Source organism: Sneathiella sp., from assembly GCF_036844445.1.
Taxonomy (GTDB): Bacteria; Pseudomonadota; Alphaproteobacteria; order Sneathiellales; family Sneathiellaceae; genus Sneathiella.
The window spans coordinates 317582-333237 of record NZ_DAIUFV010000001.1 but is presented as its reverse complement, the minus strand read 5'-3'; the positions used below and the strand labels follow the sequence as shown (position 1 = coordinate 333237).

16 protein-coding genes are annotated in these 15656 nt (G+C 62.2%); 4 read left to right on the top strand and 12 right to left on the bottom strand.

What is annotated here, in order from left to right; genetic code table 11:
- Window positions 1-37: 37 nt before the first annotated feature.
- Window positions 38-739: a transglutaminase family protein gene (locus tag V7Z56_RS01530; protein WP_334127578.1), complete on the bottom strand. Its 702-nt coding sequence runs from the start codon at window positions 737-739 to the stop codon at window positions 38-40.
- A 204-nt stretch (window positions 740-943) separates the two neighbouring features.
- Between V7Z56_RS01530 and V7Z56_RS01525 the strand changes: the two genes are divergently transcribed.
- Window positions 944-2608, top strand: a complete 1665-nt coding sequence (locus V7Z56_RS01525) for a flavin-containing monooxygenase (RefSeq protein WP_334127577.1) — start codon at window positions 944-946, stop codon at window positions 2606-2608.
- 22 nt (window positions 2609-2630) lie between these two features.
- On the opposite strand, the gene V7Z56_RS01520 is transcribed toward V7Z56_RS01525, so the two are convergent.
- Window positions 2631-3443 (bottom strand): enoyl-CoA hydratase/isomerase family protein, encoded by an 813-nt coding sequence (locus V7Z56_RS01520; protein ID WP_334127576.1) that lies wholly within the window; start codon window positions 3441-3443, stop codon window positions 2631-2633.
- Window positions 3444-3640: 197 nt separating this feature from the next.
- Here V7Z56_RS01520 and V7Z56_RS01515 point away from each other — a divergent pair, with 197 nt between their 5' ends.
- The 3 genes from V7Z56_RS01515 (at window position 3641) to V7Z56_RS01505 (ending at window position 6995) form a co-directional block, all read left to right on the top strand.
- Window positions 3641-4651 carry a lipid A deacylase LpxR family protein gene (locus V7Z56_RS01515; RefSeq protein ID WP_334127575.1) on the top strand — a complete coding sequence of 337 codons (1011 nt, stop codon included), beginning with the start codon at window positions 3641-3643 and terminating at the stop codon, window positions 4649-4651.
- A 113-nt stretch (window positions 4652-4764) separates the two neighbouring features.
- Window positions 4765-5841 (top strand): saccharopine dehydrogenase, encoded by a 1077-nt coding sequence (locus V7Z56_RS01510; protein ID WP_334127574.1) that lies wholly within the window; start codon window positions 4765-4767, stop codon window positions 5839-5841.
- Window positions 5842-6182: 341 nt separating this feature from the next.
- On the top strand, window positions 6183-6995 hold the full coding sequence (locus tag V7Z56_RS01505; protein WP_334127573.1) for a DODA-type extradiol aromatic ring-opening family dioxygenase: 813 nt from the start codon (window positions 6183-6185) through the stop codon (window positions 6993-6995).
- A gap of 3 nt (window positions 6996-6998) precedes the next feature.
- On the opposite strand, the gene V7Z56_RS01500 is transcribed toward V7Z56_RS01505, so the two are convergent.
- The 10 genes from V7Z56_RS01500 to V7Z56_RS01455 form a co-directional block, all read right to left on the bottom strand.
- Entirely contained in the window at window positions 6999-7667 is a 669-nt protein-coding gene (locus V7Z56_RS01500; protein WP_334127572.1) for a transglutaminase-like domain-containing protein, read from the bottom strand.
- Between the two features lie 5 nt (window positions 7668-7672).
- Window positions 7673-8569: an alpha/beta fold hydrolase gene (locus tag V7Z56_RS01495; protein ID WP_334127571.1), complete on the bottom strand. Its 897-nt coding sequence runs from the start codon at window positions 8567-8569 to the stop codon at window positions 7673-7675.
- 138 nt (window positions 8570-8707) lie between these two features.
- On the bottom strand, window positions 8708-9976 hold the full coding sequence (locus V7Z56_RS01490; protein ID WP_334127570.1) for an NAD(P)/FAD-dependent oxidoreductase: 1269 nt from the start codon (window positions 9974-9976) through the stop codon (window positions 8708-8710).
- Between the two features lie 112 nt (window positions 9977-10088).
- Window positions 10089-10853: a heme ABC transporter ATP-binding protein gene (locus V7Z56_RS01485; protein WP_334127569.1), complete on the bottom strand. Its 765-nt coding sequence runs from the start codon at window positions 10851-10853 to the stop codon at window positions 10089-10091.
- Complete coding sequence (locus V7Z56_RS01480) at window positions 10850-11893, bottom strand: FecCD family ABC transporter permease (protein WP_334127568.1); 1044 nt, start codon at window positions 11891-11893, stop codon at window positions 10850-10852. Before V7Z56_RS01480 ends, V7Z56_RS01485 begins: the two co-directional genes overlap by 4 nt.
- The gene (locus V7Z56_RS01475) at window positions 11890-12726 is read right to left on the bottom strand and encodes a heme/hemin ABC transporter substrate-binding protein (RefSeq protein ID WP_334127567.1); all 837 of its coding nucleotides are present in this window, start codon (window positions 12724-12726) and stop codon (window positions 11890-11892) included. Before V7Z56_RS01475 ends, V7Z56_RS01480 begins: the two co-directional genes overlap by 4 nt.
- Window positions 12723-13154 (bottom strand): ExbD/TolR family protein, encoded by a 432-nt coding sequence (locus tag V7Z56_RS01470; RefSeq protein ID WP_334127566.1) that lies wholly within the window; start codon window positions 13152-13154, stop codon window positions 12723-12725. The genes V7Z56_RS01475 and V7Z56_RS01470 overlap by 4 nt, the downstream gene beginning before the upstream one ends.
- Window positions 13151-13759 (bottom strand): MotA/TolQ/ExbB proton channel family protein, encoded by a 609-nt coding sequence (locus V7Z56_RS01465; protein WP_334127565.1) that lies wholly within the window; start codon window positions 13757-13759, stop codon window positions 13151-13153. The genes V7Z56_RS01470 and V7Z56_RS01465 overlap by 4 nt, the downstream gene beginning before the upstream one ends.
- Window positions 13749-14840 (bottom strand): hemin-degrading factor, encoded by a 1092-nt coding sequence (locus V7Z56_RS01460; protein WP_334127564.1) that lies wholly within the window; start codon window positions 14838-14840, stop codon window positions 13749-13751. The genes V7Z56_RS01465 and V7Z56_RS01460 overlap by 11 nt, the downstream gene beginning before the upstream one ends.
- Window positions 14841-14870: 30 nt before the next feature.
- Window positions 14871-15614: an energy transducer TonB gene (locus V7Z56_RS01455; protein WP_334127563.1), complete on the bottom strand. Its 744-nt coding sequence runs from the start codon at window positions 15612-15614 to the stop codon at window positions 14871-14873.
- Window positions 15615-15656 lie beyond the last annotated feature (42 nt).

Below are 15656 nucleotides of genomic sequence, written 5' to 3'. Positions count from 1 at the left end.
GTGACGGCGACGGGAGGGAGATGCGGCAGCAGGCGCCTCACGTCGCGGAGGTGAATTTATCGCGCACGACTGTCATCTCGCCCCTGTCGAATCGCTCCGCCATTTTCGGATAGGCAACGCGGAAATCAGCCAGGAACTGCTCGATCGGGATATCGACGAAAATGCCGCGATCGTTGATATATTCCATATGCCGGCGGTCGTTGACGTCATATTCGTGGAACAGCGCATCGGAGTAGCCGTCGAAGACGAGCGGCTTCACGCCAAAGCGCTCGCAAAGCGCCATATTGAAGGCGGGGGTCACCTTGTAGCTTTCCTCGCCGATCCAGAGCTGAACATAGCCGTGGTAGATAAAGACATCACTACCCATCAGCTCGAGAAGTTTCTCGGTGTTGAGATGATTGCGCACATCGGCAAAGCCAAGCGCCGCGGGAATGCCGGCCGCCCGGAGCGCCGCCGCGAGCAGAATGGCTTTCGGCACGCAATAACCGCTCTCCTGTGTGGCGATATGGCTCGCCCGGTAATCCTCGGGGTCCAAGGACGCCCGGTAGGGATCGTAGCGCAACCCGTCCCGCACCGCCTCGAAAAGCCGGACCGCCTTCTCGCGATCGGAAGCATCCGGCGCAAGGCCACGGAGCGCCTCTTTCGCAAACTGCCGTACCTCCGGCGCGTCGCTGTCAACGAAGCGGCTGGGCTCAAGATATTTTCGAACGTCTGCCGGGATATGGTCTGCCGCGGTCATTTTTGTCATCCTTCTTCGGCGCGCTAGGCAATGATTTTTTCTCGCTTTTCTATGAGTTAATAGGCCCGCGCGCCGCTGTCAATGCGCTCGCTGCACGTAAAGCGCGCAAAGTTGCTTGTGAGGAGCGGGGAAATGTCCTTAATATGATACTCTGCTGATGCATAATGCGGACCGATACAAAAACAACCAAAGCAAGGGCGGGACATGACAAAGGCACAAACGGCGGACTATGAGGTAATCGTCATCGGCGCTGGCGTCGCCGGCATCTACCAGATCAAGCGGCTCATCGATGCGGGCGTATCGGCAACGCTGCTCGAGGGCAGCGCCGATCTTGGCGGCACCTGGTACAATAACCGCTACCCCGGATGCCGCTTCGATTCCGAGAGTTACACCTACGGCTATTCCTTCTCGCGGGAAATCCTCGAGGAATGGCACTGGAAGGAGCGCTTCTCCAGCCAGCCGGAGAATCTGCGCTATCTCAACTTCGTCGCCGACAAGTTCAATTTGCGCGATCACATGCAGTTCAACTGCAAGGTTGAAGCGGCGCATTTCGACGCGGATGCCAATCTCTGGCACTTGCGCGTGAGTGACGGGCGGCGGCTGTCCTGCCGCTTCGTTATCATGGCGCTCGGTCTCCTCTCGCAGCCGACGCTGCCGCTGCTTCCCGGCATCGATGATTTCAAGGGGCCATCCTTTCATACCTATTACTGGCCGCATGAGGGCATCGACCTCAAGGGCAAGCGCGTCGGCATTGTCGGGACCGGCGCGACGGCGATCCAGATTATCCCCGTCATCGCCAAGGAAGTTGAAACGCTGCATGTGTTCCAGCGCCGCCCGAACTGGAGCGCGCCGCTCAACAACAGCCCGATATCAGAGGCGGAAATGGCCGATATCCGGCGCCGCTATGACGAGATCTTCGATCTGTGCAGCCGCACGCCCGGCGGCTTTGTCCACCGTATCGACCAGCGCTCCTTCTATGACGTGCCGCGCGAGGAGCGCATCGCGCTCTGGGACCGGCTCTACGAGGAACCGGGCTTCGGCATCTGGCTCAGCAATTTCCGTGAGATTTTTATGGAGGAAGAGGCGAATGCGGAATTTTCGGAATATATCGCCGAGCGCATCCGCCGCCGCGTCAAGGATCCGGTGACCGCCGAGAAGCTGATCCCGAAGGATCATGGCTTTGGCGTGCAGCGCGTACCGCTCGAGAGCAATTATTTCGAGGCCTATAACCGCGACAATGTGTTCCTTGTCGATCTTCAGGAGACACCGCTGCAGCGCGTTACCGAAAGCGGACTTGAGACGACGGACGCGCCGTATCCGCTCGATGTCATCATCTATTCGACCGGCTTTGACGCCATGACCGGCGCTTTCGATCATATCGATATTCGCGGCGCGGGCGGCGTGCGCCTGAAGGATAAATGGGAGGATGGACCCGAGACCTTCCTTGGCATGATGGTGCATGGTTTTCCCAATCTCCTCATGCCGAACGGCCCGCAAAGCGGCTCGGCCTCAACCAATTATCCGCGCGGCATCGAAAGCGGGGTCGACTGGTGCATGCGGCTGCTGACCCACATCTGGCAGCATGGCTACGCCCGCGCCGAGCCGACACGCGAAGCCGAGGCGGCCTGGGTCAATGAGGTCGCGGAGATGTATAAAATCATGCTGATGCGAAAGGCAAAATCCTGGTTCACTGGATATAATTCGAACGTCAAGGGGCATGAGGCGGGCCGCATCCGCTACTTCGTCTACAACGGCGGAACACCGAAATATAACGCCCGCATCAAGGCGATTGCCGAGAGCGGCTTCGACGGCGTCCGTTTCGATCGGGCGGCGGTTGAAGAGACGGCCTCAGTAGCCTCAAGCCGATAGCAGCGGGTGGTCCGGCCGCGCGTTAGCCCTGTCCCGGCGCGGTAAGGATATCGCGTCGGCCCGCCGCCATCTCGCCCATTTCGCGAAGCCCGTCCGCGCTGACCATCAGGTCGCAAAAAAGGGTGCGCTCGCGGGCGAAGCCATCCTCTGACGATCTTTCCGGCAGGCCGCGCACCAGATCCTTGATATAGGCAATGGCGCGGGGGGAGCGGGCCGCGAGCCGCCGGGCGATTTCGAGCGCCTTCTCCATCACGTCGCCTGCGACCAGCGCGCTTGCAAGACCGAGCGCCGCCGCCTCGCGCGGGCGCAGCGTACTCCCGAGCAGCATCAGCTCCAATGCCTTCGCCTCGCCGATCAGCCGCGTCATCCGCTGCGTGCCACCCGCTCCCGGCAGGATGCCGAGATTGATTTCCGGCAGGCCAAGGTCATAGTCGCCGTCCTGAACTAGGCGGATATCGCAGGCAAGCGCCAGCTCGAACCCGCCGCCCATGGCCGTGCCGTTGATGGCCGCGATGAAGGGTTTCGGCATCGTCGCAATGCGGCGAAGGCAGGCATGGATGGGCGCTTCGGGAACCGGGCGGTCCGGATCGAACCTCAGCCCCCGCGCCGCGAGCGCCGCGCCCCGCGCGTGCAGAAGGCCGACGTCATAGTGGCGAATGAAAACATCCCGATCACCGCCCGTCAGGATAACCGCGCGGATCGTCTCCTCCCCCTCGATGTGATCGAGCGCCGCCGCGAGTTCACGCTCCGTCTCGTCATCCATATAGCCGTGCGGCGGATTGCTGAAACGGAGAACCGCGATATTTCCGTCCTGTGTCATGCGAAGCTGCGTCATGCCTCTCCCCTCCCTGTTGTTTTCGCTTGCCGCTGTCGCGCGACACCCGATATGCTTTTATTATGCCGCGGGAGGCGCAACGGACAAAATCAATATCGCGCCACACTGCCGCGCCCTGCATCATATTAATTGGCACGAACAGAAATTTGCTTCATTATGGACATGGTTACGTCATTTTCGTCGGGTAGAGCCGCAGCATGATTTGCAGTCGCTCAGCTATCGCCATCCTTCTTGCCGCCCTCGTCTTCAGTGCGCCCGTCCTCGCCGAGGAGACAGCGCCCGCAGAGGAAGAGGATACCGGCACCTTTACCTTCGTGCTTGAGAATGACCTCTTCTTCGGTTCGGACGATGACTATACGAACGGCGTCCTGCTCGCCTGGATGTCCGAACCCGATCATGCGCCGAAATGGGCGCTTCGGACCGCACGGCTGCTGCCGTTCTTCCCGCGCGAGGGGCGCGTCCGCTCAAGCTTTGCCATCGGGCAGAACATGTACACGCCGAGCGACATCCAGGATCCGAACCCGCCGCCGACCGAGCGCCCCTACGCCGGCTGGCTTTACGGCGCGGTCGGCATCGTCGTCGAGACGGGCGAGACGCAGCTCGACCAGTTCCAGTTGCAGCTGGGCGTGATTGGCCCTTCAGCGCTTGGCGAGCAGTCGCAGAGATTTGTTCACAAGGTCATCGATTCCCCGAAGCCGCAAGGCTGGGATCACCAGCTGAAAGACGAGCCCGGCCTCGTGCTCACCTATCAGCGGAGCTGGCGCGCGCTCGCGGCCAAACAGTTCGACGGCTTCGCCATTGATGTCACGCCGCATATCGGCGGCGCGCTCGGCAACGTCTACACTTACGCCAATGCGGGCGCGACGGTGCGCGCGGGCTGGAACCTGCCGAATGACTATGGCCCGCCGCGGATCCAGCCGGGGCTGCCGGGATCGGGCTTTTTCGTCCCCACGGATGATATCGGACTTTACGCGTTCGCAGGGCTCGATGCCCGGGCGGTCGCGCGCAATATTTTCCTCGACGGCAACACCTTCCGCGACAGCCACAGCGTCGACAAGGAGCCGATCGTCGGCGATGCGCAGATCGGTCTTGCGCTCACCATTCGCGACGCCCGCATCGCCTTCACCCATGTCTTCCGCTCGCGCGAATATAAAACGCAGAATGGCGAGGACGAGTTTGGCGCAATCAGCATCTCGGTCCCCTTCTAGGACGCGTCCCGCTTCGAAAACCCCACGCCTCTCCCTTCCCAACGCAGCCAAATACCGCTAGAAGAGACAAACGGCAGATCAACGGGAAAGAGACTTTCCGAGGGGGGGAAGGAATGACGCATCTCTGGGTACGGGCAGAGCAGCGCGGCCATGAGCAGCGCGTCGGCATTACGCCGGACGGAGTGAAGCAGCTTCTTGATAAAGGCATCCGGGTGACGGTGGAGAAATCCTCCTCCCGCGCCATTCCGATCGCAGGGTATGCGGCCACCGGCTGCGCCATCGCCGACGAGGGAAGCTGGGTCGATGCGCCGAAAGATGCCATCATCTTCGGCCTCAAGGAACTGCCAGCGAGCGATCGCCCCCTCATCCATCGCCATATCATGTTCGGCCATGCATATAAGGGACAGGCGGACGGGCGCGCCCTGCTGCAGCGCTTCAAGGCGGGCGGCGGCACGCTCTATGATCTTGAATATCTGACCGATGAGACGGGCCGGCGCGTCGCCGCCTTCGGCTACTGGGCGGGCTTTGCGGGCGCGGCTGTCGGCGTTATGGTCTGGTGCGCGCAGCAGACCGGAGATGAGCCGGGCCCCGCCTCCGTCGGCGTCTATTCGGGGCGCGATGCGCTGATTGAGGATCTCAGACGCCAACTCGCGGCTGCACGGAGCCGCGGCGGCGGCGAGATGCCGGATGCCATCGTTATCGGCGCGCTTGGCCGGGTCGGCACCGGCGCCTCCGACTGCCTGCAATCACTCGGCCTTCGCGTCACCCAATGGGACATGGCGGAGACGGCGCATGGCGGCCCGTTCCCGGAGATCCTTGCGCACAGCCTTTTCGTGAACTGCATTCTGGCGCGGGATGGCGTGCCCGTGTTCGTGCCGAAATCCGCGCTCACCATGCCCCGCCGCCTCTCGGTCATCGCCGATGTTTCCTGCGATCCGACGAGCCCCTTCAACCCCGTGCCGCTCTATGACCGCCCCACCTCCTTCGATGCGCCGGTGATCCGCGTGGCAAAGGGGCCGCCGCCGCTCGATATCATGGCCATCGACAATCTGCCCTCCATGCTGCCTGTTGAAAGCAGCGAGGATTACGCGGCCCAGCTGCTGCCCTCCCTGCTCGCCCTCGACAATCTCGAGAGCGGCGTCTGGGCTCGCGCGAAGGAGATTTTTCAACAACATATCGCCGCGCTCTGACTTCGGGCGTGCCTTCTGTTGGTCGAAGTTCTTTTATGTCAATCGTTTATAGAGAGATGTTAAACCGGAAAATAACTCCACTATGAAGAAATTAACCGGTTAATTGCCGTCGTTCTGGATTGCTCCATCTCGGCACACATGATAAATTTCTGCGGCTTGCCCGTCACCGTCATCGGCAGCAGATGACATTCCTTCCTCCCCGTATGCCTGTCCGACTGATACGATCAGGCGGCCTCCGCGCCATGATTATTCACTGTCGTTCATGGTCTTTTAACAGCATACTCCTACATAAGGAAACAAGCATTTGGCGACACCCCTGTAACGAGACCACGAGAAGATCCATGAAAAGAATGCCGACAGTCTATATGCCCCACGGCGGCGGTCCCTGCTTCTTTATGGAGTGGGACCCGCCGCATGAATGGGACCGCATGGCCGCCTATCTGCGCCGCCTGCCGATGGATATCGGCGCCTCGCCCTCCGCTATCGTCCTTGTCTCGGCGCATTGGGAGGAAGAAAAGGTAACGGTCCAGTCGACGCCAAATCCGGGCCTGCTATTCGATTATTACGGGTTTCCGCCGCATACTTACGAACTCAGCTACCCCGCGCCCGGCGCGCCGGAGCTTGCCGCGCGGATGCTGACGCTCCTGAAGGATAACGGGATCGTCGCCGGTGAGGACCGCCGGCGCGATTTCGATCACGGCGTTTTTGTTCCCCTGCTCCTCGCCATGCCGGCCGCAGATGTGCCGATCGCCCAGATATCGCTCCGCGCCGACCTCGACCCCGCCGCCCATATCGCGGTAGGCGCGGCGCTTGCGCCGCTTCGCGATGAAAACGTGCTCATCCTCGGCAGCGGCATGAGCTACCACAACATGCAGATGCTGATGAGTTCGCGCGCCCGCGGCGGCCGGCCGCTGCCGGAAATGGCGCCGTTTGACGAGTGGCTGCGCGAGACGGCGACGGATGCGGATCCAGAGCGGCGCAACCGCCGCCTGATCGACTGGGAACGCGCGCCCGGCGCCCGTTTCGCCCACCCACGAGAGGAGCATCTCATTCCGCTCCATGTCATCGCCGGCGCGGCGGGCGAGGATCGGGGCCGCGAGACCTATCGCGATATCGCTATGGGCGCACCCATCTCGGCCTACCAGTTCGGCTGATCGTCAGCCCCTGGCGTTTTCCGCGGCGACTTCCGCGGCAAAATCGCCGCTTGCGGAATTGCGCCGGTTCCGCCAGTGCGGATAATGGGTCATGTAGGTGTCAAGGATCTGCTCGACCGGCGGCTCGGCAAACTCGCCGCGGTAGTTGACATATTCCATGTGACGATTGCCCGCCTTGTCGAAGGGATGATAGATCGAATCCTCTTCGCCGTTGAATTCGAGGGGTTTCAGGCCAAATTTGTCACAAAGCTCGATATTGAAGGCGGGCGTCGCCTTGACCCATTTGCCGTTGAGATAAATATCCGTATAGCCGTGCCAGTAGAAAAGGTCGGTCTTCATGCGCTCGCGCATTTTCGCGGTTGACATGTGGTTGCGGACATCGGCAAAGCCGAGGCGCGCCGGAATGCCGGCGCTCCGGCAGACGGCGGCGAGCAGCACCGCCTTGGCGACGCAAAAGCCGCGCCCGACCCGAAGCGTGCTGCTGGCCTTCAGCCCTTCGGGATCGAGCGTCGCGGAATAGGGATCGTAGAGAACGCCGTCGCGAATGGCGAGATAGAGGCTGATCGCCCGCTCCTTCTCACTTGCCCCCTTGCCTTGATGGGCCAGCGCGAAGGCCGCAATGTCGGGATGATCGCTGTCGACAATGCTGCCGGGCTCAAGATATTCCTGCATCCGCCTTATCCTTCCGCCCGCTTTGCGTTCTGAGTGATGGCGGCCACCATCTCGGGCACTGCGGCGCTCGGGATATCATGGCCCATGCCGTCAATGACGAGGATTTCCGCCCCCGGGATGGAGTTCCTCACATCCTCGCCGCAGCCGAGTGGGACAAGCGGATCATGGCGGCCGTGGATAACCAGCGTCGGCGCGGTAATCTCATTCAGATGGGCAACGCGCTCGTCGCCCGATGCAAGGCTCGCGAGCAGCTGGCGGCTGTTGCCATCGGGATAGAAGGCGCGGTCATAAAGCGCCGCGGCCTTCTCGCGTAAAATCTTCTCATCGACCGGAAAGCCGGGGCTGCCGATAATCCGTGCCGTCTCGACCGCCTCCTCCATCGCGCCCTCGCGCGTGCCGGACGGGTTGCGCGGTTGGGTGAGCCATGCCGCAGCGGCCCCCTCCGGGCGCGGCAGGCCGCGGCGCGCTGATGTCGCCATGATCGAGACGAGAGATCTGACACATTCCGGCCGCCGCCAGGCCATCGTCTGGGCAATCGCGCCGCCGTTCGAGCTGCCGATCACATGCGCCGCCTCGAAGCCGAGGGCGCGCACCAGCTCTGCGGCATCATCGGCCATGTCGCTGAGCGTATAGGGCGCGGAAATTTTCTGCTTTGCCCGCGCCTGCGCGAACGCGGCGGGGATATCGGCGGGGCCCCAGTCGTCGAATTTCGTTGATTTCCCGACATCGCGATTGTCATAGAGAATGACATAAAAGCCGGCTTTCGCGAGCGCGTCGACAAAATCCTCATTCCAGGAGGCAAGCTGCACGCCGAGACCGCCAACAAGGATCAGCGGCTCGCCGCTCCTCTCGCCTCGTGTCTCATACTCGATGGTAATTCCGTTCGCGGTAATTGCAGGCATAGTCTTCTTTCCCGATGCAGATGCTTATTGTTGTTGTTTGACAGCGAGTACCGGTCTTCACCGGTCCCCTATCTGACAAGGAAAAGCCGCGGCGCGCAAGCCTCTTGTCACCGGCTCATGCCGCGCGCGGCGTTTGCCCTAGAAGCGATCGGCGCGATAGGGGGCAAGATCCGCCTCCGGAGCGGTTCCCATCACCAGCGCGGCGACCAGCTTCGCCGTCCCGACTGATTGGGTGAGCCCGAGGTGCCCGTGCCCGAAAGCATAGGTCACGCGGCTTGTTTTCGTCGCGGGCCCGATGACGGGAACGGAATCGGGGAGCGACGGGCGATATCCCATCCACGGCCGTCCGCCCTCGGTTTTCAGCGCCGGCAGGAAGGCTTTTGCCTTCTTCAGAAGCGCATCCGCACGCGCGTAGTTGGGCGGGAGATTGAGGCCGCCAAGCTCGACCGCACCGCCGACCCGGATGCCGGTCGCGAGCGGCGAGACGATAAAGCCGTGCTCCTCAAAGGAAAGCTGCCGCTTCAGATCGAACGCGCCAAGCGGTAGCGTCGTATTATAGCCCCGCTCCGTCTCCAGCGGGATATGATCGCCGAGCGTTCGCGCGAGGAAATGCGACCAGGCGCCGGTCGCGACCACCACCCGATCCGCCTCCCGGCGTGAGCCATCCTCGCGGACCAGAAAGACCTGCTCGCCCGTCGCTTCGATCGCTTTCACGGCCGCGATCTCGATCTCGCCGCCCTGCCGGGTGAAATAGTCGCCAAGCGCAACCGTATAGTCCTTCGGATCGGAGATGCCAAGCCAGGCCGGCGTCAGGATGGCGCGGGAGAAGCGCGGGTGGATCCCCGCTTGCGCCTCGGCAATGGCGTCGTTGCCCTCAAGCACCGTGTAGCTGACGCCCGTCTCCGCCCGGCGCTGCCAAATGGGCAGCACGGCCTTGAACGCCGCCGGATTCTCGTAAAGCTGCAGATTGCCGTGATGATGCAGCATATGCGCCGTCCCGGTCCGCTCCATGAAGCTTTCAAGATGCGCCTTTGATACCTGCATGAGCGCCGTCAGCGCCCGTGTCCCGGCGGCCACCTGATCGGCGTTGCTCGCGCGCCAGAAGCGATACATCCACGGCGTGATCTTGAGCGCGTAAGGCAGCGGGATGGCGAGCGGACCAAGCGGATCGAACAGCCATTTTGGCGCGCGGCGGATGATGCCGGGGGAGGCAAGCGGCGATGAATCGGAGAAGGCGAAGGCGCCGGCATTGCCCTGCGATGTCCCCGACGCCACCCCGGCGCGGTCCATGACGGTGACTTTTGCGCCGAGGGATTGCAATTCAATCGCCGCCGTGATGCCGATGATACCCGCGCCGACGACCACGATATCGCCGGTGTGCCGCCGGCCGCCCGTTTGTCCCGCCATCTCACCCGCCCTGATCGAAGATATAAGACGGCGGTTATCTTAATCCATCGGCGGCGCGCCGCAACAATTTCGTAACAATCGCGCCGTCCACCGCAAAAATAGATGGCAACCGTCAGTCGGCAATCGGCACCCCGAAGCGTTGCACGGCATATTTTTCGGGCAGATCGAAAACCTCGGCGATTTTCTGCGGCGTCAGAAGGTCGCGGCTCGGCTCCCCGCCCTGGATCCGGCCGGCCTTGATGAAATAGCAGTTGTCCGTGCAGTGATAGGCGAGACTGAGATCATGCATGACGATGACGACCGTCAGCCGTCGCTCCTCGCAGAGCTCGTGAATAAGGTCGAGAAGCTGGTGCTGATGCTTGAGGTCGAGCGCCGACGTCGGCTCGTCGAGCAGCAGGGTCGCGCCCTCCGTCTCCCATATCTGCGCCATCACCCGGGCGAACTGGATGCGTTGCTGCTCCCCCCCCGAGAGGGTCGGAAAGGAACGATCGCGCAGATGCCAGGCGTCGACCTTCTCAAGCGCCGCGTCGGCAATTTCATGATTGCGCGCAACGCTTTCAATCATCGAATAGGGATTGCGGCCCATCGAGACGATTTCATGGGCGGTGAAGGGAAAGCTGATGGGCGTTGCCTGGGAGAGGACGGCACGGCGGCGCGAGAGATCTTCCAGCGAATAGTCGGAAAGCTCCCGGCCATCGAGATAGACGGCGCCGTTCGTCGGCTTGACCGCGCCCGTCAGGCATTTCAGCAGCGTCGACTTGCCCGCCCCGTTCGGCCCGAGGATCGCGGTAATCGTGCCCGATCGGAATGCTGCATTGACCTTGCCGAGGATCTGTCTGCCGCCGAGAGTAACAGAGATATTTTCCGCTTCAATCACAAGCTAAACCTTCCCGAAAATTGCTTGATCAGCAGCCAGAGGAAGAACGGACCGCCGATCAGGCTGGTCAGGACGCCAACCGGCATCTCGGCCGGCGCAACCACGGTGCGCGCGAGCGTATCTGCAAGCAGCAGGAGAAGAGCGCCGAGCAGCGCCGATGCGGGGATCAACAGGCGATGATCGGGCCCGAGCGTCAGGCGGATCAGGTGCGGCACCACAAGGCCGACAAAGCCGATGATGCCGCTGACCGAGATGGCCGCCCCGACCGAGAGCGCCGTGCAGATGACGATGGTCCGCTTCAGCCGCTCCGCATCGACGCCGAGATAGCGGGCCTCATTCTCGCCAAGCAGCAGCACGTTCAGTTCGCGCGCGTTGCGGATCAGGATGATGCTGGCCGGGATGACGATGCTTGCGACAACAAGGACCGACGGCCAGAGCGCGCCGCCGAGGCTGCCCATCGTCCAGAAGGTCAGGCTGCGAAGCTGCTGATCATCGCTGAGAAAGGTGAGAACGCCAACCCCCGCCCCGGCCAGCGCATTGATGGCGATGCCGGTCAGCAGCATATAGGTGACGGAGAAGCCGCCGGTCAGCCGGGCAAGGCGGAAAATCAGGAAACAGGCGATCAGCGCGCCCGCGAATGCCGCAAAGCTGAGGCTGTAAAGGCCGAGAAAGCCTGAAACGGGCCCTGCGAGCACGATCACCACGGCGACCGCGAGGGCGGCGCTGCTCGAAATCCCGATCAGGCCGGGATCGGCGAGCGGATTGCGAAACAGCCCCTGCATCGCCGCGCCGGAGACGGCCAGCGAGACCCCGACGATGATCGCGAGCAGCACCCGCGGAAAGCGGATCGTCGAGAGGATCGCCTGATGCTGATCCGAGAGATCAAAACTCAAAATGCCGCCAAGCGGGATGGAAACGGCGCCGATTGACGCCGCGAGAACTGCCGCGGCAACCAGCAGAACGCCAAGCAGCAGCAATGCCGGCGCATTCACGCGCCGGCGCGGTATCGGGAGCGAGGCCGATTTTCCAAGCACCGTCATGGCGTGTTCAGCTGCTCCTGCAGGGTGAGTGCGGCATCAACCGCCCGCGGCCCGAAGCCGAGAAGCAGCAGCGCATCCATCGAGACGAGGCGGCCGTTCTGGCCCGCCGGCGTCAGGGCAAGGCCCGGCGCGGTGAGAAACGCCTCTCTCCCGCCCGCCTGTTCAATGCCCTGGTCGGTGACGAGAATGACGTCGGGCGCAAGGGCCGTCGCGCTTTCGGGCGAGAGCGGCTTGTAGCCTTTGTAGCCATCGACGACATTGACCGCACCGGCAAGGCGGATGATATCATCGGCCGAGGTATCCTGCCCCGCCACCATCGGCGCGCCGCCGCCATGCTGAAGGATAAAGAGCACCCGCTTCGGCGTCTCTTGCGCCGCGACCCGTGCTTTCAGCGTCTCCTCTTGCGCGTCGATGTCGGCAATCAGCGCGGCGCCGTCCCTCTCGCGATGAAGCGCGGCGGCGATCGTCTCGATCTGCGCGCGCACATCGTCAACGGAGCGGGCGGAGTTGACTTTCAGAAGTCGCGTCCCTGCCCGCTCAAGCTGCTCGATCACCAGGGGCGGCCCGGCTTCCTCGGCGAGGATAACGAGATCGGGATCGGTGGAAAGAACGCCTTCGGCACTCAACGCCCGCATATAGCCGACTTTCGGAACCTCTGCGGCCTCGGGCGGATAATAGCTCGTCGTGTCGCTCGCGACGACGAGATCGCCGGCGCCGAGGGCATAAACGATTTCCGTCAGCGCCCCGCCAACGGAGACGACGCGCGTCGGCGCCTCCGCCGCGTGGGCCGAAAAAGTGAAAAGCAGGAAAACAACGGATAAAATCCTGATCATGGTGTCGCTTCTTTATGCATAAGAATGTTAGCGGCTTCGACCCCTTGCGCTTGCAGATAGGTCAGTACTTTCAACAGCTCCTCGATCGAGACGCGGCGATCGCCCGCGACGATCACATCGTAATCGGGCTTCTCCTTGAGACTGCCCTCGAACCCCGCCTTGAAGTCGTCAAACCCGGTATATGTCCGACCGTCGATGGCGTAAGCCCCCTCGCGAATTTCGAGCATGATGTGCCGCGGTTTGTTGACGTCGGGCAACTGCTCCTCCACGGCGGTCGGCAGCTGCAGATCGAGCGATTGCAGAACCGTTCCCATGGTCAGCAGGAAGAAGACGAGCAGGATGAACATCACGTCGAGCATCGGCGTCATGTCGGGGGCCATATCGCCGAGCATCCCGCTGTCCTTCTCTTTCTGATCGAGCCGGATCATAGGCGACGCACCTCGGATGCGAGGCCGATGACGTTGCCCTTCACATCCTGCTTCGCGAGCTCAAGGGAGAGCGACACGCGGTTGAGCTCCTGGCAGAGAGTCTCGAGCCGGCGGTCGCTGACGGCGCTGAAAATATAGGCGAGAAACAGCGTCGGCAGCGCGATGATGAGCCCTGCGGCGGTGGTCAGCATCGCTTCCCAGAGGCCATCGGCGAGCAGCGCCGGCGAGACCGCGCCGGTATGCACCGAAATCACCTTGAAGGTTGCGATCATCCCGAGGATGGTGCCGAGCAGGCCGAGCATCGGGCTGATCATGCCGATCAGGCGCAGCAGCTTGATGCCGCTGTAGTAGGAACGGCGGAGCTCACTAAGGGCGACGCCGACGAACTCATCCCGCACCGGCTTCGGCTGGTTCTGATGCGCGCGAAGCTGCCCCGCAAGCGCTTCATACTGCTTCTTTGCAAGCGCGCCCGCGCGGACCGTGAACACCAGCCGCTCGAAAATGACAGCCAACGCCAGAACGGAACAGAAGGCGAGCGGCCATGCCACTGCGCCCATCTGTTCGAACCATTCGGGAAGCCATCCTGACAGTGCGTCAGGCGACATTCGTCATCTCCTTGAGCGGAAGCGCATCGACAATTTCGCGCCATGCCGGGTTTTCCGGAACGCCCGGCTTGCGCTTGCCGAAGAAGCTGACGATCAGTTCGTTATCGGCGTCGAACACCTCAACCGAGGTGACGATGCCATCAACCGTCGGCTTGCGGACGACGAAGCTGCGGGCAATCGCCTGCTCGTTGAGGTGCAGGTTGAACTCGGGATCGAGCACATTGTACCACTCACCCATCTCGACCAGCTTCTTGATCGGGCCGGTATGGATCTGGATGCAGCCCTGGTTGCCAACGAACACCATGATCTCGCAGTCGCGATCGCGGGCAAGCTCAAGCACCCGGCGGGAGGCGCTGTTCTCAAGCTCGAATGCGAAGTCATTACCGATGCCGCTCAGCGCCTGCACGCGGCCGACCTTGTATTTGCGGAGCATTATGAAGAAGTCGTGGACGTCCTTGAGGTTTTCCCAGGAGGAACGGAATCTTTCCCAGTTAATTTCTGCATCCGGGCGGTCCGCAGCTTTTGCTGCCGCTTTTTCAACTTCAAGTCCCGGGTTCTGTTCAGCATCGCGATACTTTGCAACCAGATCATCATAGGCGGCCTCATTCGAATGGTTGGTCAGGTAAATCTTGTGGATGGCGGTTCCGGCGGGATCGAAGAACTGCAGGCTCTTGCGCGTGCCTTTCTCGGTCGGCGTCTGCTCCGCGAAAGCATGCTTCCAATGGCCCATGAACAGCCGCAGATCGATGTCGGGATTGTTCAGGATGCCGGAGCGGACCGCCCCGTGGGAAAAGAAGCTCGCATTGTGGTAAACGCCCTTGCGCTCGTGCACGCAGGCATCATTCCGGGTCAGCGCGAGAACCTCACCGAGCGCTTCAAGATCTTTCAGGATGCCTTCGGGATCATTGGTAAGGCGGATCACATCGCTGCCGATGCGGGCGGCGAGAAGCTCCCCTTCCGACACGCCGATCCTGGCCGCCGCGTTGCGGGCGCGCATTCCTCCTTCCGCCTGGATTGCTTCATACCGCGCCCGGATTTCGGCGGGTGACAGGGCGGATTTCAAAACGGTGGATTCATTCATGGCTAACTTCCTGTTTCATTTGCTTAAGTGTTATTGGATGACAAAATTCACGGGAACGCGGACCCAACTCGCAACAGCGTTTCCGTCAACGTTTCTTGGTTCAAACTTCCATTTTTTGACGGCCGCGAGGGCGGCCATGTCCAGCAGCCGGTAGCCGGAAGACTTGGCAACCTTGAGATCCCGCGGATCGCCGTTCGGCAGCACTTCCGCATGCAGCGTGACGACCCCCTGCTGGCCGAGCTCAAGCGCCCGGCGCGGATAGACCGGCGGGGTCTGAAGGCGATAGGTCGCTTCATAGATGACGGTGGAATCGGCATCGCCCATAGCCTCGGCGACAACTGGCTCTGAGACCACGGGCGGCGTCTCCACCGTCGGTTGCGGTTCTGCAACCTCCACGTGGACCATTTCCGCGGCCGGCTCGGGGTCCGGCTTCGGCTTGGCCGCAGTCTGAGTTACGGGGCGAAGCGCCGGCTTTGGTACCGGCGCCGCCTCGACGGCGGGGGCCGGCATCGTCTCCGTCACCTTTTCGGCGCGGGGGGCGATGCTCTGCGGCGCGGTAGCCGTGGTTTCGACCGGCGCGACATAAGTCGGCGTTGCCGCCGCCGGCGCAATCTCGGCCTTGACAATCTCGGGCGCTTTTGGCGCCGGGCGCGCCATCGACATCAGATTGACCCTGATGACCGGTATCTCCAGCACCATGTCAACCTTTTGCTCAAGCTCGATGGCAGAAAGCAGGGCGACGTTCGCACAGACGGACAGGGCAAGATACGTCATCCATCTCTTCTTGCCCTGCTCTGGCGAATGTGCAAACGCCGC

Bases quoted from the DNA above. Each gene is read 5' to 3' on its own strand.
- V7Z56_RS01510 (WP_334127574.1), top strand. From the start codon at position 4,765: ATGACGCATCTCTGGGTACGGGCAGAGCAGCGCGGCCATGAGCAGCGC.
- V7Z56_RS01475 (WP_334127567.1), bottom strand. From the start codon at position 12,726: ATGATCAGGATTTTATCCGTTGTTTTCCTGCTTTTCACTTTTTCGGCC.
- V7Z56_RS01455 (WP_334127563.1), bottom strand. From the start codon at position 15,614: ATGACGTATCTTGCCCTGTCCGTCTGTGCGAACGTCGCCCTGCTTTCT.
- V7Z56_RS01500 (WP_334127572.1), bottom strand. From the start codon at position 7,667: ATGCAGGAATATCTTGAGCCCGGCAGCATTGTCGACAGCGATCATCCC.
- V7Z56_RS01460 (WP_334127564.1), bottom strand. From the start codon at position 14,840: ATGAATGAATCCACCGTTTTGAAATCCGCCCTGTCACCCGCCGAAATC.
- V7Z56_RS01490 (WP_334127570.1), bottom strand. From the start codon at position 9,976: ATGGCGGGACAAACGGGCGGCCGGCGGCACACCGGCGATATCGTGGTC.
- V7Z56_RS01520 (WP_334127576.1), bottom strand. From the start codon at position 3,443: ATGACGCAGCTTCGCATGACACAGGACGGAAATATCGCGGTTCTCCGT.
- V7Z56_RS01465 (WP_334127565.1), bottom strand. From the start codon at position 13,759: ATGTCGCCTGACGCACTGTCAGGATGGCTTCCCGAATGGTTCGAACAG.
- V7Z56_RS01530 (WP_334127578.1), bottom strand. From the start codon at position 739: ATGACCGCGGCAGACCATATCCCGGCAGACGTTCGAAAATATCTTGAG.
- V7Z56_RS01495 (WP_334127571.1), bottom strand. From the start codon at position 8,569: ATGCCTGCAATTACCGCGAACGGAATTACCATCGAGTATGAGACACGA.
- V7Z56_RS01525 (WP_334127577.1), top strand. From the start codon at position 944: ATGACAAAGGCACAAACGGCGGACTATGAGGTAATCGTCATCGGCGCT.
- V7Z56_RS01505 (WP_334127573.1), top strand. From the start codon at position 6,183: ATGAAAAGAATGCCGACAGTCTATATGCCCCACGGCGGCGGTCCCTGC.
- V7Z56_RS01470 (WP_334127566.1), bottom strand. From the start codon at position 13,154: ATGATCCGGCTCGATCAGAAAGAGAAGGACAGCGGGATGCTCGGCGAT.
- V7Z56_RS01480 (WP_334127568.1), bottom strand. From the start codon at position 11,893: ATGACGGTGCTTGGAAAATCGGCCTCGCTCCCGATACCGCGCCGGCGC.
- V7Z56_RS01515 (WP_334127575.1), top strand. From the start codon at position 3,641: ATGATTTGCAGTCGCTCAGCTATCGCCATCCTTCTTGCCGCCCTCGTC.